The 21,725-nt window shown below is 63.1% G+C and carries 19 protein-coding genes and 1 pseudogene; 5 read left to right on the forward strand and 15 right to left on the reverse strand.

From position 1 onward, the window contains the following. Window positions 1-58: 58 nt before the first annotated feature. From rsmG to HV773_RS05565, 13 genes are all read right to left on the reverse strand, one after another. Window positions 59-751, reverse strand: coding sequence for a 16S rRNA (guanine(527)-N(7))-methyltransferase RsmG (rsmG, locus tag HV773_RS05505; protein ID WP_129563185.1), 693 nt, complete (start codon window positions 749-751; stop codon window positions 59-61). Then, complete coding sequence (mnmG, locus tag HV773_RS05510) at window positions 748-2,706, reverse strand: tRNA uridine-5-carboxymethylaminomethyl(34) synthesis enzyme MnmG (protein WP_129563186.1); 1,959 nt, start codon at window positions 2,704-2,706, stop codon at window positions 748-750. Before mnmG ends, rsmG begins: the two co-directional genes overlap by 4 nt. A 236-nt stretch (window positions 2,707-2,942) precedes the next feature. Next, window positions 2,943-3,689: an ABC transporter ATP-binding protein gene (locus HV773_RS05515; protein WP_129563187.1), complete on the reverse strand. Its 747-nt coding sequence runs from the start codon at window positions 3,687-3,689 to the stop codon at window positions 2,943-2,945. Beyond that, window positions 3,689-5,476, reverse strand: a complete 1,788-nt coding sequence (locus HV773_RS05520) for a branched-chain amino acid ABC transporter ATP-binding protein/permease (RefSeq protein WP_129563188.1) — start codon at window positions 5,474-5,476, stop codon at window positions 3,689-3,691. Before HV773_RS05520 ends, HV773_RS05515 begins: the two co-directional genes overlap by 1 nt. A gap of 4 nt (window positions 5,477-5,480) precedes the next feature. Beyond that, window positions 5,481-6,530 (reverse strand): branched-chain amino acid ABC transporter permease, encoded by a 1,050-nt coding sequence (locus HV773_RS05525; protein WP_175194371.1) that lies wholly within the window; start codon window positions 6,528-6,530, stop codon window positions 5,481-5,483. Window positions 6,531-6,753: 223 nt separating this feature from the next. Beyond that, window positions 6,754-7,923, reverse strand: coding sequence for an ABC transporter substrate-binding protein (locus HV773_RS05530; protein ID WP_129563190.1), 1,170 nt, complete (start codon window positions 7,921-7,923; stop codon window positions 6,754-6,756). A 230-nt stretch (window positions 7,924-8,153) separates the two neighbouring features. Then, the gene (locus HV773_RS05535; RefSeq protein ID WP_377729796.1) at window positions 8,154-9,299 is read right to left on the reverse strand and encodes an ABC transporter substrate-binding protein; all 1,146 of its coding nucleotides are present in this window, start codon (window positions 9,297-9,299) and stop codon (window positions 8,154-8,156) included. Window positions 9,300-9,944: 645 nt separating this feature from the next. Beyond that, the gene (locus tag HV773_RS05540; protein ID WP_129563192.1) at window positions 9,945-10,916 is read right to left on the reverse strand and encodes a branched-chain amino acid ABC transporter permease; all 972 of its coding nucleotides are present in this window, start codon (window positions 10,914-10,916) and stop codon (window positions 9,945-9,947) included. Continuing rightward, the gene (locus HV773_RS05545) at window positions 10,916-11,800 is read right to left on the reverse strand and encodes a branched-chain amino acid ABC transporter permease (protein WP_129563193.1); all 885 of its coding nucleotides are present in this window, start codon (window positions 11,798-11,800) and stop codon (window positions 10,916-10,918) included. The genes HV773_RS05540 and HV773_RS05545 overlap by 1 nt, the downstream gene beginning before the upstream one ends. A gap of 141 nt (window positions 11,801-11,941) precedes the next feature. Then, complete coding sequence (locus HV773_RS05550) at window positions 11,942-13,159, reverse strand: ABC transporter substrate-binding protein (RefSeq protein ID WP_162497819.1); 1,218 nt, start codon at window positions 13,157-13,159, stop codon at window positions 11,942-11,944. Between the two features lie 112 nt (window positions 13,160-13,271). After that, window positions 13,272-14,033, reverse strand: a complete 762-nt coding sequence (locus tag HV773_RS05555) for an ABC transporter ATP-binding protein (protein ID WP_129563194.1) — start codon at window positions 14,031-14,033, stop codon at window positions 13,272-13,274. Then, a complete protein-coding gene (locus HV773_RS05560; RefSeq protein WP_035523188.1) occupies window positions 14,030-14,809 on the reverse strand; it encodes an ABC transporter ATP-binding protein in 780 nt (259 codons plus the stop codon). The genes HV773_RS05555 and HV773_RS05560 overlap by 4 nt, the downstream gene beginning before the upstream one ends. A gap of 323 nt (window positions 14,810-15,132) precedes the next feature. Next, on the reverse strand, window positions 15,133-16,839 hold the full coding sequence (locus HV773_RS05565) for a GMC family oxidoreductase (protein WP_129563195.1): 1,707 nt from the start codon (window positions 16,837-16,839) through the stop codon (window positions 15,133-15,135). 129 nt (window positions 16,840-16,968) lie between these two features. Here HV773_RS05565 and HV773_RS05570 point away from each other — a divergent pair, with 129 nt between their 5' ends. Next, complete coding sequence (locus HV773_RS05570; RefSeq protein ID WP_129563196.1) at window positions 16,969-17,856, forward strand: LysR family transcriptional regulator; 888 nt, start codon at window positions 16,969-16,971, stop codon at window positions 17,854-17,856. 206 nt (window positions 17,857-18,062) lie between these two features. Further along, window positions 18,063-18,590, forward strand: a complete 528-nt coding sequence (locus HV773_RS05575) for a class IV adenylate cyclase (RefSeq protein ID WP_129563197.1) — start codon at window positions 18,063-18,065, stop codon at window positions 18,588-18,590. 34 nt (window positions 18,591-18,624) lie between these two features. Here the strand turns inward: HV773_RS05575 and HV773_RS05580 are convergent, their stop codons facing one another. After that, window positions 18,625-19,116 (reverse strand): Lrp/AsnC family transcriptional regulator, encoded by a 492-nt coding sequence (locus tag HV773_RS05580; RefSeq protein WP_065062258.1) that lies wholly within the window; start codon window positions 19,114-19,116, stop codon window positions 18,625-18,627. A 141-nt stretch (window positions 19,117-19,257) separates the two neighbouring features. On the opposite strand from HV773_RS05580, the gene phhA reads away from it, so the two are divergent. Together phhA and HV773_RS05590 are read left to right on the forward strand one after the other, a co-directional pair. After that, the gene (gene phhA, locus HV773_RS05585) at window positions 19,258-20,166 is read left to right on the forward strand and encodes a phenylalanine 4-monooxygenase (protein ID WP_129563198.1); all 909 of its coding nucleotides are present in this window, start codon (window positions 19,258-19,260) and stop codon (window positions 20,164-20,166) included. 76 nt (window positions 20,167-20,242) lie between these two features. Beyond that, the gene (locus HV773_RS05590) at window positions 20,243-20,617 is read left to right on the forward strand and encodes a 4a-hydroxytetrahydrobiopterin dehydratase (RefSeq protein WP_281365253.1); all 375 of its coding nucleotides are present in this window, start codon (window positions 20,243-20,245) and stop codon (window positions 20,615-20,617) included. A gap of 117 nt (window positions 20,618-20,734) precedes the next feature. On the opposite strand, the pseudogene HV773_RS05595 reads toward HV773_RS05590, so the two are convergent. Then, window positions 20,735-20,952 (reverse strand): annotated as a pseudogene (locus HV773_RS05595) (DUF3717 domain-containing protein); the annotation flags it as partial. Window positions 20,953-20,978: 26 nt separating this feature from the next. On the opposite strand from HV773_RS05595, the gene HV773_RS05600 reads away from it, so the two are divergent. Further along, window positions 20,979-21,665 (forward strand): response regulator, encoded by a 687-nt coding sequence (locus HV773_RS05600; protein ID WP_035523205.1) that lies wholly within the window; start codon window positions 20,979-20,981, stop codon window positions 21,663-21,665. The last annotated feature ends 60 nt before the right edge of the window (window positions 21,666-21,725 follow it).

The following is a 21,725-nucleotide window of genomic DNA, read 5'->3' on the forward strand; positions in this document are numbered from 1 at the left end:
TGCCGCTGGGCACGCTACCCGGCCATTCAGCCTGGGCCATCACGGCCAGTGAACCACGTTATTGTGTCGGCTCGACCACTACTTCGGTCAGATGCCGCTCAGCATCGAGCATCGGTACCGTCAGACGAATCGTCTGCAGCGTGCGCGCCCCGGCTGGCAAACGCTCGATCTCGGTGTCGGGCCTCACGCCCTTCATCGCCCAGATCGCACCACCGTCTGCAACAAGGTGACGGGCCAGTGTAACGAAATCGGCCAGTTCCGCGAATGCCCGCGAGACGATCAGATCGAATTTTTTTGGCACTTCGATCCCAGGGCGCAGCGATTCGACGCGCCCGGTCACCACGGACAGATTCGCGAGACCCAGTTCGGCCTTGGCCTGCGACTGAAACGCCGATTTCTTCTGCACGATGTCGTTCAGGGTGACTTGCCAGTCCGGGCGCGCAATCGCGAGCACGATGCCCGGCAAGCCGCCGCCTGAGCCCACGTCGAGCACCGAGGCGTCGGCGCGCGTGGGCAAATGCGGCAGGATCGAAAGTGAATCGAGGATGTGCTGAATGAGCATCTGGCGCGGATCGCGAATCGCCGTCAGGTTGTAGACGGCGTTCCATTTCGCCAGCAATGCGACGTAGGCCAGCAGTTGTTCGTGCTGCCGCTCGTTCAGATCGAGGGAGAGCGCCTGCGCGCCCTCCTTCAGCAGCCGTGCGAGGGCGTCGCGGTCCGCGATGCCGGGTTGCCTTGCGCGCCCCGTCATTGAGCCACCGTCGTGTTGTCCGTGCCCTGATCGGACGGGTTCTGGCGCCGGCGGCCGAGGCCACGCTTCAGGTGAACCATCAGCAGCGAGATGGCGGCAGGCGTGATACCCGAAATGCGCGACGCCTGACCGATCGTTTCGGGGCGGAATTGATTCAGCTTCTGACGCGCCTCGAACGACAGACCACGCACCTCAGCGTAATCAATGCCTTCCGGCAGGCGCGTATTCTCGTGGGCACCATTGCGTTCAATCTCATCAGCTTGACGGTCGATATAGCCCTGATATTTGATGCCGATTTCGATCTGCTCCTTAATCTGGGCAAGCAGGATCTCGTCATCGGAGAGCGGCGTTTCAGGCGCACAGGCGCCTTCACGCAGGCCGCACACGCCGTCGTAGCTCACGCCAGGACGGCGCAGCAGATCCGCGAGGTTGTATTCGCGATCAATCGGCTTGCCGAGAAGCGCCGTCGCTTCTTCCGCACCCAGCGTCTTCGGGTTCACCCAAGTCGACTTCAGGCGCTCTGTTTCACGTGAAACAGCATCGCGCTTGCGGCTGAATGCATCCCAACGAACATCGTCGACGACACCGAGCTCACGGCCAATTTCCGTCAGGCGCATATCGGCATTGTCTTCGCGAAGGCTCAAACGGTATTCAGCACGGCTCGTGAACATGCGATACGGCTCGGAAACGCCGCGTGTCACCAGATCATCGACCAGCACCCCAAGGTACGCCTGATCGCGGCGCGGACACCACGCATCCTTACCCTGTACCTGCAAGCCAGCATTGATACCCGCGAGCAGGCCTTGAGCCGCGGCTTCTTCGTAGCCCGTCGTACCATTGATTTGGCCCGCAAAGAACAAACCACTAATCACCTTCGTTTCCAGCGATGCCTTCAGGCCACGCGGATCGAAGTAGTCGTACTCGATTGCATAGCCGGGACGCAGGATGTGAGCTTGCTCCAACCCGCGCATCGAATGCACGAGTTCAAGCTGGACATCGAACGGCAAGCTCGTCGAGATCCCATTCGGGTAGAACTCATTCGTCGTCAGACCTTCCGGCTCCAGGAAGATCTGGTGCGATTCCTTCGATGCGAAGCGGTGAATCTTGTCTTCGATCGACGGGCAATAGCGCGGCCCCACCCCTTCGATCACGCCCGTGTACATCGGCGAGCGGTCTAGACCACCGCGAATAATGTCGTGCGTGCGCTCATTGGTATGCGTAACCCAGCAGGGAATCTGCTTCGGATGCTGCTCTGCCCTGCCGAGAAACGAGAAAACCGGCACCGGATCAAGGTCACCCGGTTGCTCTTCGAGCACCGAAAAGTCGATCGAGCGACCGTCGATGCGCGGCGGCGTGCCCGTTTTAAGGCGCCCTTGGGGCAGTTTCAGCTCTTTCAGGCGCGCCGACAGCGTCACCGCCGCCGGGTCACCGGCGCGGCCGCCCGTGTAGTTGTTCAAACCCACGTGGATCTTGCCGTCGAGGAACGTTCCCGCCGTCAGCACCACCGCGCGAGCGCGGAAGCGGATGCCCACCTGCGTCACCGCCCCGACAACACGGTCGCCTTCGACCATCAGGTCTTCAACCGCCTGCTGAAACAGCCACAGATTCGGCTGATTTTCGAGGCGTCGGCGGATCGCTGCCTTGTACAGGATACGGTCGGCCTGTGCACGCGTCGCCCGCACAGCCGGCCCTTTGGACGAATTGAGAATGCGGAATTGAATGCCGCCCTCGTCGGTCGCAGCAGCCATCGCGCCGCCTAGCGCGTCGATTTCTTTGACCAGATGGCCTTTGCCAATGCCGCCAATCGACGGATTGCAGCTCATTTGGCCGAGCGTTTCAATGTTGTGCGTGAGCAGGAGCGTCTTGACGCCCATGCGAGCGGCGGCAAGCGCAGCCTCAGTGCCGGCGTGACCGCCGCCGACGACGATGACGTCAAATTCTGTGGGAAAAAGCATGGCGGGACCTCACGCACGGACGAATGGACCGCGTGAGCCTTCTCAGAAAAAAGTGGTATGCGCGAATTATAACGGTTTCAGGTTTTGGGCCGCTCACACCCGAATTTTTTGTGTGTGTCGACCAGTGTTAGCGCGTTAGCTCTTGCTCTGGTCCCATGCAAAGCTGTGCGCGCACAAATAAAAAACGGCGTGTTTCACGTGAAACACGCCGCTCTTTTCTACAGAGGTTGACGAGATCAGACCGGCTTTTTAGCCAAACCGAGGTACGTCTCGATCACTCGCGGATTCTGCGCCAACTCTTGCGCTGGCCCTTCAAGCGCCAGATCGCCCGTTTCCAGCACGTAGCCGTAATCGGAGATCTGCAACGCGGCACGCGCATTCTGTTCGATCAGAAGTGTCGCCACGCCCGTCTGTCGCAATGCGCTAATGATGTGGAAGATTTCCTTCACGATCAGCGGTGCAAGCCCAAGGCTAGGCTCGTCGAGCATCAGCAGATCCGGCTTGCCCATCAGTGCGCGGCCAACCGCGAGCATCTGGCGCTCGCCACCCGACAACGTGCCCGCAGCCTGCGCGCGCCGCTCCTTGAGACGCGGAAACAGTTGAAATACGTGATCGAGTTGATCGAGGAAGTTGCGCTCCCCTGCCCGCTTACGGCGATAGGCGCCCAGCACGAGGTTGTCTTCGACGGTCATCGAAGCAAACAGCTCGCGCTTTTCCGGTACCAGACACATGCCGCGCGCGACGCGTCGCTCGATCGGCAGCATGCCGATTTCCTCGCCCAGATAGGCAATCCGCCCGCTCGCATGGCCCGTGACAGGCAGCGAGCCCATGATCGCGTTGAGCAAAGTGGACTTGCCCGCCCCGTTCGGGCCAATCACAGAGACGATTTGCCCCGCGCCCACCTTGATCGCTGCCTTGTGCAGCGCCTCGATCTTGCCGTAACGGACGGCGAGCCCAGAGACTTCGAGTACAGGTCCGCTCATTACTCCACCCCACCCAGATAAGCCTCGAGCACCGCAGGGTCCTGCTGCACCTCTTCCGGCAATCCTTCCGCGATCCGCGTGCCGAATTCCATGACGACCAGGCGGTCGGTGAGATTCATCACGAAATCCATGTCGTGTTCGACCAGCAGCACGCTCATCCCCTCATCTTTCAGCCTGCGCAGCAGGCCGGCCAACTGTTGTTTCTCCTGATAGCGCAAGCCCGCAGCGGGTTCGTCGAGCAACAGCAGGGTCGGATCGCAACACAGCGCTCGCGCAATCTCCAGAATGCGTTGCTGCCCGAGCGCAAGACTGCCGGCCTCGTCGTACATGTGCTGCTCCAGGCCAACGCGGCGAATTTGCGCAGCCGCTTCGCTCATCAGACGGCCTTCCTCCGCAGCATTGAGCTTCACCACACTGCGCAACACGCCCGAATGGCCACGCAGATGCGCGCCGATCGCCACATTCTCCAGCACGGTCATCGTCGGCAGCAGCTTGACGTGCTGGAATGTCCGCCCGATGCCTCGCGCAACGATTTCACGTGAATTCAGACGGTCGATGCGCTCGCCGCGGAACGTAATCGCCCCGCTGGTCGGCTGCAGCACGCCGGTCACGAGATTGAAGGTGGTCGACTTGCCCGCGCCGTTCGGGCCGATCAGGCCGATGATCTGCCCCGCCCTCACCTCGAAACTCACATCGTTGACGGCGACGAGTCCGCCAAACTGCTTGCGCGCCTTATCGACAGTCAGCAGCAATTCTCCCGTTGCAGGCTTGCTGCGCTGCGGCAAAGCCTCGGCATGCTCGGGCACATGGGCCTGCGGCCCGCGCGGAAAGAAGCGCGCCACGAACGGCCACACGCCACGCCGCGCGTATTGCAGCAGCAGCACCATCAAAATGCCAAACACGATGATCTCGAAGTTGCCGTTCTCGCCCAAGAGCTTCGGCAGCAGCGTCTGCAACCAGTCTTGCAGAACGGTGAGGATTGCCGCGCCAAGGACCGCGCCCCATACATGCGCCACGCCACCCACCACGGCCATGAACAGGTATTCGATGCCGTGATTCAAGCCGAACGGCGTCGGGTTCACCGCACGTTGCAGATGGGCGTAGAGGAAGCCGGAAACCGCCGCGAGCACGGCTGCATAAACGAAGATCACGACACGCATCCACGCCGTGTTCACGCCCATCGCCTCGGCCATCAACCCGCCGCCGCGCAGCGCCCGGATGGCCCGGCCTGTGCGGCTATTAAGCAAATTTTGAACAGAGATGACCGACGCCAGCACCACCACCCAGATCAGGTAATAGATATGGCGTCCCGATTCGAGGTTGATGCCGAGCACGTTGAGCACCGGAATGCCGTTGATCCCGTCGTACTTGCCGAGCATGTCGAGGTTGCCGAACAGGAAGAACAACGCGAGGCCCCAGGCGATGGTGCCGAGCGGCAAGAAATGGCCCGACAGCCGCATGGTGACGAGCCCCAGCACGAGCGCGACGAGCGCCGTGATGACGACGCCGACGATCAGCGCAAGCCACGGCGAGACGCCGTATTGCGTGGTCAGGTAAGCCGTCGCATAGGCGCCAAGGCCGACAAACGCGGCCTGCCCAAAGCTCGTCATCCCGCCGATGCCGGTGAGCAGCACGAGCCCAATCGCGACGATCGAATAGAGGCCGATGTAGTTGAGCAGCGTGATCCAGTACTCGGGCACGTGCACGGGGCGTGGCAGCACCGGCAGCGCGAACATGACCACGAGGAACAGCCAGAAGAAGCGGTTCTGCAAGACAAGTCGTTTCATCGCGTCACTCCTCTTCCTCTTCGGCATGCGGCGTGGAAAGGCTGCGCCACAGCAGCACGGGAATGATCAGCGTGAACACGATCACTTCCTTGTAGGAACTCGCCCAGAACGACGAATACGACTCCAGCAGGCCCACGAGCACGGAGCCCGCAGCGGCGAGCGGATAGCTCACGAGGCCGCCTATGATGGCGCCCACGAAGCCCTTCAGGCCGATCAGGAAGCCCGAGTCGTAGTAGATGGTGGTGAGCGGCGCCACGAGCACGCCGCACAGCGCGCCCAGGCCCGCCGCAAGCGTGAATGCGAGCCGCCCAGCCTGCGTCGTGCCGATGCCCACGAGGCGCGCGCCCAGCCGGTTCACCGAGGTCGCGCGCAGCGCCTTGCCCGGAATCGTGCGGTCGAAATAGAAGTACAGCGCGACGATCAGCACCACTGCCGTGCCGATGACCCAGAGGCTCTGCCCCGAGATCGAGAGGCTGCCGACGTTGAACGTGGCATCGGTGAACGCGTTCGTGCGCGAACCCTCAGCGCCGAACATCACGAGCCCGAGCCCCACCATCGCGAAGTGCACGGCCACGATCAGCAGCAGCAGCGTGGTTGCCTCGGCGATCGGCTCGTACGCGAGCCGATAAATGAACGGCCCCATCGGCACGACGATCGCAAGCGTGAGCGCGATCTGCGCGAGCATGGGCAGCGGCTGCCCCGCTACGCCGCGCGTCAGCGCATAGAGTGCGATGGGAAAGAGCAGATACTTGCCTGCGAGCGTCACGAGCGTGCGCGGCGCGTGCTTGCGCCGCTCGGCGTGCCGCACGAGCCCGGCAGTCTCCACGACGAAGCACGCGGCGCCCAGCGCGACGAGCAACCAGCAGGTCGCGGGAAACTTCTGCGATTGCAGCGCGGCCAGTGTGAGCGCGCCGTACGAGACGAACTCGCCCTGCGGAATGAAGATCACCCGCGTCACGGAAAACACCAGCACCAGTGCGAGCGCAAGCAGCGCGTAGATTGCTCCGGTGGTGATGCCGTCCTGCGCGAGGATCGCGGCGATCGATAAATCCATAACCCCTCTTTGTGTAGCGCGTGAAACCTGGTACGTCGGAAATGATAGCGATGCAAGAAAAGCACGCGGCGCAGCTGCCGGGCTGCGCCGCGTTGAAAGAGGCACCGCAAGGACACGGTGCGCGGCCATTGTGAGTGGCCGAAATGAAGCGTGAGTGTTGAGTGCGCGGTGGGCGTTTCACGTGACGCCGCACAGCGTCACGTCACCACGTCGTGCGCGGCGCTCACTCGCCCTGCAACTTCCATTTGCCGTTGACGATCTCGACGATCACGCGCGCGCGCTCGTCGAGGCCGTTGTGGTTGGTCGGCGTGGTGTTCATGATGCCGTGCGAGAGCGGCAGCTCCTTGACGTTCTCGAGCGCGTCGCGCAGCGCCACGCGGAATGCCTCAGTGCCGGGCTGCCCTGACTTCAGTGCGACCGGAATTGCGCGCTGGAGCATCTGGCCCGCGTCCCAGGCGTGGCCGCCGAAGGTCGCCACGGTGCCCGCGCCGTAGGCCTTCTCATAGGCCGCCTTATAGGCGAGCGCCGACGCCTTCACAGGGTTCGAATCAGGCAGTTGATCGGCGACCAGAATCGGGCCGGCGGGCAGGATCTCGCCTTCGCAGTCCTTGCCGCACACACGCAGGAAGTCGTTGTTCGCGACACCGTGCGTCTGATAGATCTTGCCCTTGTAGCCGCGGTCCTTGAGCGTGGTCGCGGGCAGCGCCGCAGGCGTGCCGGAGCCTGCGATCAGCACCGCGTCGGGGTTCGACGACATCAGCTTGAGCACCTGGCCCGTGACCGACGAATCCGCGCGGTTATAGCGTTCGTTCGCGACGACCTTGAGGTTGTGCTTCGCCGCCGCCGCGCCGAACTCCTTGTACCAGCTGTCGCCGTAGGCATCCGTGAAGCCGATGAAGCCCACCGTCTTCACGCCGTGCTTCTCCATGTAGCTCGCGATCGCGTTGGCCATCAGGTCGTCGTTCTGCGGCGTCTTGAAGGCCCATTTACGCTTGTCGTCCATCGGCTGCACGATGGCCGCCGACGCCGCAAGCGAAATCATCGGCGTCTTGCCTTGGGCCACCACGTCGAGCATCGCCAGCGAGTTGGGCGTCACCGAGGAGCCGATGATCGCGTCCACGTGATCTTCGTCGATCAGCTTGTGCGTGTTCTGCACGGCCTTGCTCGTGTCGGAGGCATCGTCGAGCACGATGTACTGCACGCTCTTGCCCGCGATCTCCTTGGGCAGCAGCGCAACGGTGTTTTTCTCCGGAATGCCGAGCGACGCAGCCGGCCCCGTCGCCGAAAGCGTCACGCCAATCTTCACCTGCGCCACGGCCATGCCAGCCGCACCCATCAGCGCCGCTGCGAGTCCGGCGCTAATCGACCTCAAAACCCACTTTTTCGTTTTCATTGCGCGTCTCCAAACGCTTTGTCTGCGTGTTATCGAGCCATCCGGCGCCAATTACTATGATCTTCGTGAAAGCGGCGCTGGCCTCTGAGTGTAGTAACCGGGATGGTGCATGTGATGCATGGTTTTCCCTGCCCGCCCCGGCTCGTTGCATTGGCAACAAAAAAGGCACCTCGATTCGAGCGTGCCTTTTTCGTCCCTTGCTTGCTGTGCTTGCGCGTTCCTCGTGAAACTCAGTCGCCGGCCAGCTTCCACTTGCCGCCGGTAATCTGCACCATCACGCGCGCGCGTTGATCGAGGCCCGCATGATCGGTTGCGCTCATGTCGAAGATGCCATGCGCGCCCGCCACGTCGTGCGACTCTTCAAGCGCCTTGCGCAGCGCCTCGCGGAACGCCTTCGTGCCGGGCTGCCCCGCCTTCAAGGCGACCGGAATCGCGTGCTGCAACAACAAGCCCGCGTCCCACGCGTGGCCGCCGAACGTCGAGATAGAGCCTGCGCCGTAGGCCTTTTCGTAGGCCGCTTTGTACGCAAGCGCCGATTGCTTGACCGGATTCGTTGCCGGCAACTGGTCGGCCACGAGCAGCGGCCCGGCAGGCAGATACGTGCCCTCGCAATCCTTGCCGCACACGCGCAGGAAGTCGTTATTCGCCACGCCGTGCGTCTGATAGATCTTGCCTGCGTAACCGCGCTCCTTGAGTGTCTTCTGCGGCAGCGCGGCCGGCGTGCCCGCGCCGGCGATCAGTACGGCGTCGGGATGCTGGGAGATCATCTTGAGCGCCTGGCCCGTGACCGAAGCGTCGTTACGCGCGAAGCGCTCGTTCGCCACGACCTTGATGTTCTGCTTCGCGGCAGCGGCGCTGAATTCCTTGTACCAGCTCTCGCCATAGGCGTCCGAGAAGCCGATGAAGGCCACCGTCTTCACGCCGTGCGCGGCCATGTGCTGCGCGATGGCGCCAGCCATCAGCTGATCGTTCTGCGGCGTCTTGAACACCCACGCGCGCTTCGCATCCATCGGCTCGACGATCGAGGCCGCGGCGGCCATGGAGATCATCGGCGTACCCGTTTCGGCGGCGACGTCGATCATCGCGAGCGAATTCGGCACCACGGTCGAGCCAATCAGCGCGTCCACGTGATCTTCGCTCGTGAGCTTGCGCGCGTTCTTCACGGCCTGGGTGGAATCGGTGGCGTCATCGAGCACGATGTAGTCGATCTTCTGACCCGCGATTTCCTTCGGCAGCAGCGCGACCGTAAACTTCTCGGGAATCCCCAGCGATGCCGCCGGCCCCGTGGCTGACAGCGTCACGCCGATCTTCACGTCCGCCTGCGCCACACCCGCGGTCGCCGCGAGCACCCCGGTCGCGACACAAGCCGCGCTCATCCAACGCCAAACCAACTGCATCTCGACTCCTTCGATAATCGTTTTCTTTATTGCCCTGGATTTTCAGCGAATCCGGAAAACCATGCCGGCAGATAATGCTGACCGCATGGTCGGCGAATGGCGAGTGTAACGGAGCGATGTTTGGCGCGGCAAGCGCTTTCCAATGGCTTACGGCGCGAATGCAACGCCTGGCGGGATGTTGCGCGCTTTGCGGCAAAACTTGCGTAATTCGGAGTGTGAAGAAATGCGGTTGCAGGCATCGATTATTGGCAATCGACATGCGAAGGTAACGCGAGGGGAAAGAAGAAAAAACCGGAGGGAGAAAGAGATAATCGGGAAGCTAGCGCGCATGCCGGAAAAACGGGCGCACAATATAAAAAGCGCTGCTGGACTCTCATCCAACAGCGCTTCCTTGTCCGGGCACTTTGTGCCTCAGTTGTCTCCTCGTTCTCCACCTGCAAATTTGGTGCATCAGAACTAGACGAGACTTTAAACTTCACCCCCCTTTCGGGCAACTAGCATTTACCCTAGTGGTGCAGTGCGGCACCCGAATCGGGCACTCCGGGGGCATGCCGAAGCGCCATTGTCTCATTGCCGCCCGCGAAACACGATGAAGCAGCTCGCGCCACTTGCTGCACTGCCTTATCAAGCCCGCAACGGCCGCACGCGCGAGACAATCTCGCCAACGATGCCGCGCCGGAATGCCAGCACGCATGCGATGAAGATGAGGCCGGTCACGATCGTCGCCGACTCGCCCAGCGAGCGGAACCATTCCACGCCCGTCAGATGCGCGAGTGCGGTGCCGATGTCGCCGAGCCGGTCTTCGAGCGCCACGATCAACGCCGCGCCCAGCAGCGGCCCGAACAGCGTGCCCATGCCGCCCACGAGCGTCATCAGGATCACGAGGCCGGACATGGTCCAGTAGGCGTCGCCGAGCGTCTCGAAGCCGAGCACGAGCACCTTGAGCGATCCGGCAAGCCCCGCAAGTCCCGCCGAAAGCACGAAAGCGAGCAGCTTGAAGCGGTCGGTGTCGTAGCCAAGCGAAACGGCGCGCGGCTCGTTCTCCTTGATCGCGCCCAGCACCTGCCCGAATGGCGAATGCACGGTCCGCACGATCAACAGGAACGCGAGCACCATCACCACAAGCACGACGTAGTACAGCGTGAGATCGGAGTCGAGCGAGACGATCCCGAACAGCTTGCCGCGCGGCACGCCCTGCAGGCCATCCTCGCCGTGCGTGAACGGCGCCTGCAGGTACACGAAGTACACCATCTGCGCGAGCGCGAGCGTGACCATCGCGAAGTAAATGCCCTGGCGGCGGATCGCGAACAGGCCCACGATCAGCCCGAGCACCGTGCCCGCGACGGTGCCGGCCAGCACGCCCAGCTCGGGCGTGAAGCCGAGCGACTGGATCGTATAGCCGGTGGTGTAGCCCGCCGTCGCGAGGAACATCGCATGCCCGAACGAGAGCAGCCCCGTATAGCCGATCAGCAGATTGAACGCGGCGGCAAAGAGCGCGAAGCACAGCACCTTCATCACGAAGAGCGGATACGCGCCGGCGAAGGGCGCCACGATCAGCCCGATCAACAGCACGCCATAAAGCACTTTTCTTTGCATCACCGTTCCTTGCCGAAGAGGCCAGCGGGGCGAATCAGCAGCACGATCGCCATGATCACGAACACCACGGTCGCGGAAGCCTCGGGCCAGAACACGCGCGTGAATCCTTCGATCACGCCGAGCAGGAGGCCCGTGATGATCGACCCCATGATCGAACCCATGCCCCCGATCACGACCACGGCGAACACCGTGATGATCATCGGCTGGCCCATCAGCGGCGAGACCTGGATGACCGGCGCGGCCAGCACGCCCGCGAACGCGGCGAGCGCGACGCCAAAGCCATAGGTGAGCGTGATCATGAGCGGCACGTTGATGCCGAACGCCTCGACGAGCTTGGGGTTCTCGGTGCCCGCGCGCAGATAGGCGCCAAGGCGCGTCTTCTCGATCACGAACCAGGTGGCGAAACACACGGCCAGCGACGCGACCACGACCCACGCGCGATAGTTGGGCAGATACATGAAGCCGAGATTGGTCGCGCCCGAAAGCGCCTCGGGCACGTCGTACGGCTGCCCCGAGGAACCGTAGATCGAGCGGAACACGCCTTCCACCACGAGCGTGAGCCCGAAGGTCAGCAGGAGTCCATACAAATGATCGAGCCGATAAAGCCAGCGCAGCATCGAACGCTCGATCACCACACCAACGAGACCCACCAGAATGGGCGCGACGAAGATCATCACCCAGTACGGCAAGTTGAAATAAGCGAGGCCCATCCACGTGAGCATCGCGCCCAGCATGAACAACGCGCCGTGCGCGAAGTTGATCACGTTGAGCATGCCGAAAATCACTGCGAGACCCAGGCTCAGGATCGCGTAGAACGAACCGTTCACGAGCCCGAGCAACAACTGGCTCAGCATTGCCGGAAGCGGAATGCCAAAGATCGTCATGAAAGCCGCCATGAATGCCAACAACGGTTACGCACACATGCGGCACGCAGCGCGGGCTTCCCTACTACTACGCCGCGCCGCGTGCCGCATGCCTGACACCCCTGCGTCACACCCTTTGGGTCCGACAAAATGCCAGGGCGCTTACTTCCACAGCGCGCACTTGCTCTCCTGCTTCGTGGTGTAAGCCTGCTCGCCCGGAATCGTCTGCAAGACCTTGTAGTAGTCCCACGGCTTCTTCGATTCGGACGGCTTCTTCACCTCGACCAGATACATGTCGTGAATCAGCACGCCGTCCTGGCGGATATAGCCGTTGTTCGTGTACATGTCATTGACCTTGTTCTTCTTCAACTCCGCCATGACCTTGTCGGCATCGGTCGTGCCAGCCGCCTGCACCGCCTTCAGATACGACGTTGCCGCCGAATAATCGGCCGCCTGCAACTCGGACGGCATCTTCTTCGTCTGCTCGTAGTAGCGCTGCGCCCACTTGCGCGACGCGTCGTTCTGATCCCAGTACCAACCGGTCGTAAGCACGAGGCCCTGCGTGGTCTCGAGCCCGAGGCTATGCACGTCGGGCAGGAACATCAGCAGCGCAGCGGTCTTCATCGTCTTGTTGATGCCGAACTCCTTCGCGGCCTTGATCGCGTTGACCGTGTCGCCGCCGGCGTTCGCGAGACCGAGGATCTGCGCCTTCGACGCCTGCGCTTGCAGCAGGAACGACGAGAAGTCCGACGCCGAGAGCGGATGGCGCACCTCGCCCAGCACCTGGCCGCCGTTCGCCTTCACGACGTCCGCGGTGTTCTTCTCGAGCGACTTGCCGAACGCGTAATCGGCAGTCAGGAAGAACCAGGTCTTACCGCCCTGCTTGAGCACCGCGAGGCCCGTGCCTTTGGCGAGCGCAACCGTGTCGTAGCCGTAGTGGACCGTGTACGGCGTGCACTGCTCGTTCGTCAGCGCATCGGTGCCCGCGCCGGTGTTGATGAAAACGCGCTTCTTCTCGAGCGCAACCTGATTCATCGCCAGCGCGGTCGCCGAATTCGTGCCGCCTAGCAGCAGATCGAGCCCGTCACGGTCGATCCACTCACGCGCCTTCGACGCCGCGATGTCCGCCTTGTTCTGATGGTCGGCGTACACGACCTGGATCGGCTTGCCGAGCACCTTGCCGCCGAAGTCCGCCACCGCCATCTTGATGGCGGTGAGGCCGCCCGGACCGTCGTCATCCGCATAGAGGCCCGACATGTCGGTGATGAAGCCGATCTTCACCGCGTCGTTGGCGGCCTGCGCGGTCCCTGCGCTGAACGCCATCACGGCTGCCGAGGCGGCAAACAGGCCCGCAAGCCGCGCGAACGTGGTTTTCTTCATTGCAGTCTCCTTCATTTGGTTGCGTTGTTATTCAGGAACACTCCATGAACACCGGAGGCAAACGAATCGCGCGGCGCGGTCCTGCGCCCGCACGCGACAAGAGAAATGGGAATTAGACCCCCAAAAGATCGTGCAGCACGGGCATCTTGCCTTCGAGTTCGGCGATGCCGAAGCGCTCGACGATGCGCCCGTGCTCCATCACATAGAAACGGTCGGCGAGCGGCGCCGCGAAGCGGAAGTTCTGCTCGACCATCACGATCGTGTAGCCGCGCGACTTCAGCGTGATGATCATGCGGGCGAGCGTCTGCACGATGACCGGCGCGAGGCCTTCGGAAATTTCGTCGAGCAGCAGCAGGTTCGCGCCGGTGCGCAGGATGCGCGCCACGGCGAGCATCTGCTGCTCGCCGCCCGAGAGCCGCGTGCCCTGGCTGTTGCGGCGCTCCGCGAGATTCGGGAACATCGAGTAAATCTCGTCGAGCGGCATCCCCTTCGCGCCCTTCATGCCGATCGCAGGGGGCAGCAGCAGGTTTTCCTCGCACGAGAGGCTGGAGAAAATGCCGCGCTCCTCGGGGCAATAGCCCACGCCGCAATGCGCGATGCGGTAGGTGGGCATATGGATGGTTTCGCGCCCGCCGATGCGGATCGACCCGGTGCGCCGGCCGGTGAGACCCATGATCGCGCGCAGCGTGGTCGTACGCCCCGCGCCGTTGCGCCCGAGCAGCGTGACGACTTCGCCGCGTTTCACGGAAAAATCGACGCCGTGCAAGATGTGCGATTCGCCATACCAGGTTTGCAGACCCGCGATTTCGAGGGCACTTTCGCCGGATGCCGTATCCACAGTCGTAACGTGTCCTTGCTCGGTCACTGTGCTCATGCGTGCGCACCCACGAGCGCCGCGTCGGCACTGCCCATATACGCCTCAGCCACGAGCGGGTTCTTCGACACTTCCGCGTAGCTGCCCTCGGCCAGCACCTCGCCGCGCTGCAGGACCGTGATGGTGTCGGAAATGCCGGCGATCACGTTCATGTTGTGCTCGACCATCAGGATCGTCCGGCCGTTCGACACTTTCTTGATGAGCGCCGTGACGCGGTCCACGTCTTCGTGACCCATGCCCTGGGTGGGCTCGTCGAGCAGCATGAGTTCGGGCTCCATCGCGAGCGTGGTCGCGATCTCGAGCGCGCGCTTGCGTCCATAGGCAAGCTCAACGGTGGGCACATCGGCGAAATCGGTCAGGCCAACCTGAGTGAGCAGATCCATCGCGCGATCGTCGAGTTCGGCGAGCGTGCGCTCGCTCTTCCAGAAGTGATACGCGGTGCCAAGCTGGCGTTGCAGGCCGATGCGCACGTTCTGCAGCGCAGTCAAATGCGGAAACACCGCCGAAATCTGAAACGAGCGAATGATGCCGCGCCGCGCGATTTGCGCGGGCCGCTCATGCGTGATGTCGATCCCGTTGAAGACAATGCGCCCCGAACTCGGGACGAGGAATTTGGTTAGGAGATTGAAACAAGTGGTCTTGCCCGCGCCGTTCGGCCCAATGAGCGCGTGAATCGAACCGCGGCACACGCGCAGGTTCACCCCGTTGACGGCCGTGAAACCCTTGAACTGTTTCGTGAGGCCGCGTGTCTCCAGAATCGTGTCGCCGAGAATCATGTCCCCTTCCACGCGAAGTAAGGCGTAACACTTCAATCGTTCGTGCTGGGCCGTGCGCAACTTTGCACTGCGCGCCATGTTTGGGCGCGCGTCTGCCAGCTCTCTCATTCCGCGACATTGTCTCGCCAATGATGCAGCGCAATCATTGGGATTTGCACTTACGGGTGAGCAACACGGTCCATATGCGCTCAAAGCGAAACTTGACGACAAATCGCAGCATGAAGACATCATGATGACGTCAACTTGAAAACACCGCGATTACGCGTAAGACGTGCCAAAGCACTTGCGCGGCGCAAGTCCTGGATAGTGATCCGAAACGCGCTTCAAGCAGGCGTCGCGGACGCGCTCACCTCATTGCGCACGTTCGCGGGCGCGGTTGCGCGACGGTCTTCGCGCAACATCTGCGCGGCGCGCTCGGCAATCATCAACGTGGGCGAATTCGTGTTGCCCGAGGTGATGATCGGCATCACCGATGCATCCACGACACGCAAGCCCTGCACGCCGCGCACGCGCAAACGCGCATCGACCACGGCGTCGGCATCGTCGGCGCGGCCCATGCGGCAGGTGCCCACCGGATGGAAGATTGTCGTGCCCACGTTGCCGGCTGCCTCGCGCAGTTGCGCTTCGCTCTGGAAGGCGGGCCCAGGCAGAATTTCCTCGGGTCGATAACCCGCGAGCGCGGCCGAAGCCGCAATGCGGCGCGTAAGGCGCATGGCATTCGCGGCCACGCGCAAGTCCTCCTCGGTCGACAGATAATTCGGCGCAATCACGGGCGCGTCCTCGGGATTGGCCGACGCCGCATGAATGCTGCCGCGCGACGTAGGCTGCAAATTGCAGACCGATGCCGTGAATGCGTTGAAGCGATGCAGCGGCTCGCCGAAGCGATCGAGCGAGAGCGGCTGCACGTGATACTGGAGGTCGGGACGCGTCCTGCTCGCATCCGACTTCGCGAACGCGCCGAGCTGCGAAGGCGCCATCGACATCGGCCCGCTCTGGAACAGCGCGTACTCCATGCCGATCATCAGCTTGCCCCACCAGTGCGCGGAGGCCGTGTTGAGCGTGCGCACGCCGTTCACGCGAAACGCCATGCGCAGTTGCAGATGGTCCTGAAGGTTCTCGCCCACGCCGCGCAGGTCCTGCACGACGCCCACCCCAAGCCGCGCGAGCCGCGCCGCATCGCCCACGCCGGAGCGCTCCAGCAGTTGCGGCGAGTTCACCGCGCCTGCGCTCAGGATGACTTCACACCGCGCTCGTGCGAAATACGCGACATCGCCCCGATATTCCACGCCCACGCAACGCGTGCCTTCGAAGACCACGCGCTCGGTGAGCGCTCCTGTGACCACGGTGAGATTGGGCCGCTTCATGGCTGCCCGCAGGAAAGCCTTCGAGGTGTTCCAGCGCACGCCGTGCTTCTGGTTCACCTCGAAATAGCCGACGCCGCCGTTTGGGCCACCGCTGTCGCCGCGGTTGAAATCGTCGGTGGCGGGAATGCCCTGTTCCTGCGCGGCTTGCGCGAACGATTCGAGAATCTGCCACTTCAAGCGTTGCTTCTCGACGCGCCATTCGCCGCCTGCGCCGTGATACGCATTTGCGCCGCCGTGATGATCCTCGCTGCCGCGAAACACGGGCAGCACCGCATCCCACGACCAGCCCGAGTCGCCGGTCACGCGCGCCCATTCGTCGTAGTCCTCGCGCTGGCCGCGCATGTAGATCATGCCGTTGATCGACGACGATCCACCGAGCACGCGCCCTCGCGGATACGACAGCGCCCGGCCGTTGAGGCCTTCCTCCGCAACGGTTTTGTAGAGCCAGTCCGTGCGCGGATTACCGATGCAGTACAAGTAGCCAACCGGAATGTGGATCCAGTGATAGTCGTCCTTGCCGCCCGCCTCGATCAGCAGCACCGAAACATCGGGGTCTTGCGTGAGGCGGTTGGCGAGCACGCAGCCCGCCGTGCCAGCGCCGACGATCACGTAATCGAATTCGCCTTCCAGGCGGCGCGTGGGTGCGTCGCGTCCTTGCGTGGCCATGGCTGGGTCTCCTTTTGTACTTGCTGTGCTCGCAACGCCTGTTCTGTGCCAATTAGCGTAATCGCGCGAGGCATCGGCGATCCAATGATTAATCCTCAACAGAGATATAAGGCGAGTTAATATCAGCGCATGGACCTGACCTTGTTGCGCGCATTCGTGACGGTCGCGCGAGAGGGCAATCTCACGCGCGCGGCCACGCATCTGCATCTGACCCAGCCGGCCGTGAGCCTGCAGATCAAGCATTTGCAGGAGACGCTCGGCGTCACGCTCTTCACCCGCACCTCGCATGGCCTTGTGCTCACACGCGACGGCCAGGCGTTGCTGCCGCACGCCGAGCGCGCGCTAGCCGCCGCCGGCGATGTGCAGCGCGCCGCCGCCGCGCTGCGCCACGAGGTGCGCGGGCGGCTGCGCATCGGCACCATCCTCGACCCCGCATTCCTGCGCCTCGGCGGCTTCCTGCGCCAGCTGGTGGAAACCTGGCCGCAGATCGAGACGGCCCTGCGTCACGGCATGTCAGGCTGGGTGCTCGACCAGGTGCGCGCCCGCGAACTGGACGTGGGCTATTACATCGGCCAGCCCGCCCCGGACCCCGATACCTTCCACACGCTAACGCTCACGCAATTTCAGTACCGCGTGCTCGCGCCCGCCGGCTGGAAAGACCGCGTCAAAGGTGCGCGTGACTGGCGCGCGCTCGCGGCCCTGCCCTGGATCTGGACGCCACCCGCGTCGGCGCACAACCGGCTGCTTACGGGGCTCTTCGAAGCCGCGCACGCCAAGCCCGTGAAAGTCGCCGAGGTCGACCAGGAGCCGTCGATGCTCGATCTCGTGAAGTCGGGCGTGGGGCTCTCGCTCGCCCGCGACGCCACCGCGATCGCCGAAGCGCACGCGCATGCGCTCACCATCGTCGAAGGCGTGACGGTGCCCACTGAGCTCACTTTCATCACGCTCGCCGCGCGCCGCGACGAGCCCACTATCGCGGCTGCGCTCAAGGCCATCGAAACGCAATGGGCGATATGAGCCGCGCTCATGAACCTGCGCGCGTCAGGGGTGGGTAAAAAAGCGGGTGTAACGGCGCGGTCACACAAGTTTTGCTAGATTCGCAATTCGCTCCGCGTTTTGCGCGCCCTACCTGGCTGATGCACCCGATGGCGCGCGAATGCAGGCATGGAGGCGCGGCGCGTTCCGGGCCTCGTCCATCGTTCCCCGTTCCACAGGAGCTGTGCATGGCCCGCAACATCGAAATCAAAGCCCGCGCCCGTCATTTCGACGCGTTGCGCGAACGCGCCGCCCAACTCGCGCCCGATGCGCCGTTGATTTTTCGCCAGCTCGATTCTTTCTACGACGTGCCGCGCGGCCGCCTGAAGCTGCGCCAGTTCGACGACGGCACGCCGCCCGAGCTGATCTTCTATCAACGCGACGACCGTGACGGCCCGAAGGCTTCGTACTACACACGCAGCCCGGTCACCAATGCCGAGGCGATGCACTCGCTGCTCGCCACGGCGCTTACGACGCGCGGCATCGTTTCGAAGGAGCGTCACGTGTATCTGGCGGGCCGCACGCGCATCCATCTGGACCGCGTGGATGGCCTCGGCGACTTCGTCGAGCTCGAAGTGGTGCTCGGCCCCGAGGACGACGAGCAAGGCGGCGAAGCCGAAGCGCACGCGATGTTCAAACAGCTCGGCGTGGATGAGAGCGATCTGGTGGCCGTGGCCTATGTCGATCTGCTCAACGCGTCGGCCGTAGCGGCCTGAGCAGCCTGCGGCGCCTGCCTTAAAGTCGTCGGACTCAGGGCGCCGCCGCGCCGGGCTCCAGATGCCCGAGCGGCAGCGGACCATTGCGCTTGAACGTCGTGAGCACGATGTTCGAGCGCACGCTGTCCACGCCGGGCACCCTCATCAGCTTCTTCATCACGAACGACGACAGCGCGTTCAGATCCGGCGCCACGATGCGCAGCAAATAGTCGGCGTCGCCCACCACGGCGTGGCATTCGAGCACCTCCGGCAGCACGTCGATCTGCTGCTGGAATTGCTCGATGATCGAATCCCCGTGGTGCTTCAATTTCAGGCTCGTGAACGCCGTCACGCCCAGGCCGAGCTTTTCGGGGCGCAGTACGACGCGATAGCCGTCGATCACCCCCGACGCCTCCAGCCGCTGCAGCCGCCTGCCGATCTGCGAAGGCGAAAGCGGCACCTGCTCGCCCAGTTGCTGATGCGTGGCGCGACCGAAGCGCTGCAAAACGTCGAGCAGCGCGAGGTCGAAATGATCGAGTTCGAGCATGAAAAAATTCCGCATTTATTGATGTATTGATGCTCGATTATTGCATATTAATTCCGATACACACCTTGAATGCGCGCATGCCGCGCCCACTCCGCTCTACACTTGCGTACTAACCCGCATTTTTATCGGAGCACTACGAACATGGCTGCCGCCGCCACCGCGAAGCTGCAAGAGCAGTTCGACGCGGGCCTCACGACCCGTCCCGACTTCACCATCGACCAGCCGCTCGAACGCTACGGCGCGGTCGATCACGCGGTTTGGGAGCAGCTCTACCGGCGGCAGATGGCGTTGCTCGAAGGCCGCGCCTGCGAAGCGTTTATCGAAGGCGCGCAACGCATCGGCCTGAACGTGGCGCACGTGCCCATATTCGATGCCGTGAGCGAACGGCTGATGGCCGCCACCGGCTGGCGCATCGTGGCGGTGCCAGGGCTTGTGCCCGAGCGCATCTTCTTCGAGCATCTGGCTCACCGCCGCTTTCCGGTCACATGGTGGATGCGCCGTCCCGATCAGCTCGATTACCTGCAGGAGCCGGACTGCTTTCACGATCTGTTCGGCCACGTGCCGCTGCTAACGGACCCCGTTTTCGCCGATGCGATCCACGCCTACGGGCGCGCCGCGCTCGCCGTGGACGAATGCGCGCTACCGCTGCTCGCGCGCCTCTATTGGTACACAGTGGAATTCGGCCTCATCCGTGATACAAGCGGCGAAGCCAGCGCGCCGCAGGGCGTAAAGATCTACGGTGCGGGCATCGTGTCGAGCAAGGGCGAATCGCTCTACAGCGTGGAAAGCGCCGCACCCAACCGGCTGGCCTTCGACCTCGAGCGCGTGTTGCGCACGCGTTATCGCATCGACACGTTTCAGAAGACCTATTTCGTGATCGACTCGTTCGCGCAGCTGTTCGACGCGCTCGGCGCGGGCATTGCCGCGCGTCTCGCTCATCCCGCACCGCTCATCGCCGCCGCGCCTTACGCCGCCGGCGACGTGCTGCACAGCGACACGATCTACACGCGCGGCACACGTGAAGGCTGGCTCGACGACGGCGACGTCTGAGCGCCATCCGACCGGACGCGCGAATTGCCACACCCACTACCCGGCTAGCTCGCACGGGTTGCGCATCCGTGAAAAAATGGCTAATCGGCCTGGCGCGTTTGCCGGGCCCGGAATACACCCAGCACAGACAGGTGCCACGATGATCAATCGACTCACGTCCGAAGAGCGCGCCACGCAGCTCGCCGAACTGCGCGGCTGGGATGCCGTCGCGGGCCGCGACGCCATCCAGCGTCATTTCCGTTTCGCCGACTTCAACGAAGCCTTCGGCTTCATGACGCGCGTGGCGATCAAGGCGCAGGAAATGAACCACCATCCCGAATGGTTCAACGTCTACAACCGCGTGGAAATCACGCTTTCGACCCATGAGGCCGACGGCCTCACCACGCGCGACATCCAGCTCGCGCGCTTCATCGATTCGATCGCGCCCGGCCCCCTCGCCGCTTCGGCCTGAATGAAGATCGCGTAAACGCTTTGCGTGCGTCGCGCGTTAGATGGAAACCCGCACGACGCACAGCACGCACAAGCGCTGCAATGAAAGCATAATGCAGGGTATCAGGCGTCCAAACCTTCAGCTTTGAAGGCCATTTTTGAAGAATACGTAAGACTCCCAGGCAGCCCTTGCATGGGGTCTAAACGTTCCGGTGAGAAGACGTTCTGACGCTGTACAATCAGCAGCGCATACGGTCTGGAACGTGCTTCCTGACCCAACGACAACGCGAGTTCGTCGCCGCTCGAAGGCGAGCAGTTGCGCCAGAAGTCGAAACGCGAACTGCGTGCGTAAGTGCTAAACCCATTGTATTTGAGCGAATCCCATGCGACTCCTTCTGATCGAAGACGACCGCCCTATCGCACGCGGTATCCAGTCTAGCCTCGAACAAGCCGGCTTCACGGTCGACATGGTCCACGACGGCATCTTCGCCGAACAGGCACTCACGCAAAACCGTCACGAGCTCGTGATTCTCGACCTCGGCCTGCCCGGCATCGATGGCATGACGCTGCTTTCGCGCTTTCGTCAGAGCAACCGGCACACGCCGGTCATCATCCTCACCGCGCGCGACGAGCTGAACGACCGCGTGCAAGGCCTCAATTCGGGCGCCGACGACTACATGCTCAAGCCGTTCGAACCGGCCGAGCTCGAAGCCCGCATTCGCGCCGTGATGCGCCGCAGCGGCCCGCACGGCGACGTGCCGCGCCCCGAGGTCTCGCTCGGCGGCGTGCGTCTGTCGGGCGTCGACCGCCGCATCTTCAACGACGACAAGCCGCTCGAACTTTCGCCGCGCGAGTTTGCCGTGCTCGAAATGCTGCTGCTGCGTCATGGCCGCGTCGTGAGCAAGGCGCAACTGCAGGATCACCTCACGCACTTCGGCGGCGATCTCGGCGACACCGCGATCGAAGTCTATGTGCACCGCGTGCGCAAAAAGCTCGAAAGCTGCCGTGTCGAGATCGTCACCGTGCGCGGTTTCGGTTACCTGCTGCAGGAAATCCGCCAGGCCGCCTGAGGTTGCCGGGTTACCGGGTTGCCTGTAGCCGTCCGGCGCCATCGTGCGCCGGGCTCAGCG

Source organism: Paraburkholderia caffeinitolerans (assembly GCF_902859945.1).
Lineage (GTDB): Bacteria > Pseudomonadota > Gammaproteobacteria > Burkholderiales > Burkholderiaceae > Paraburkholderia > Paraburkholderia caffeinitolerans.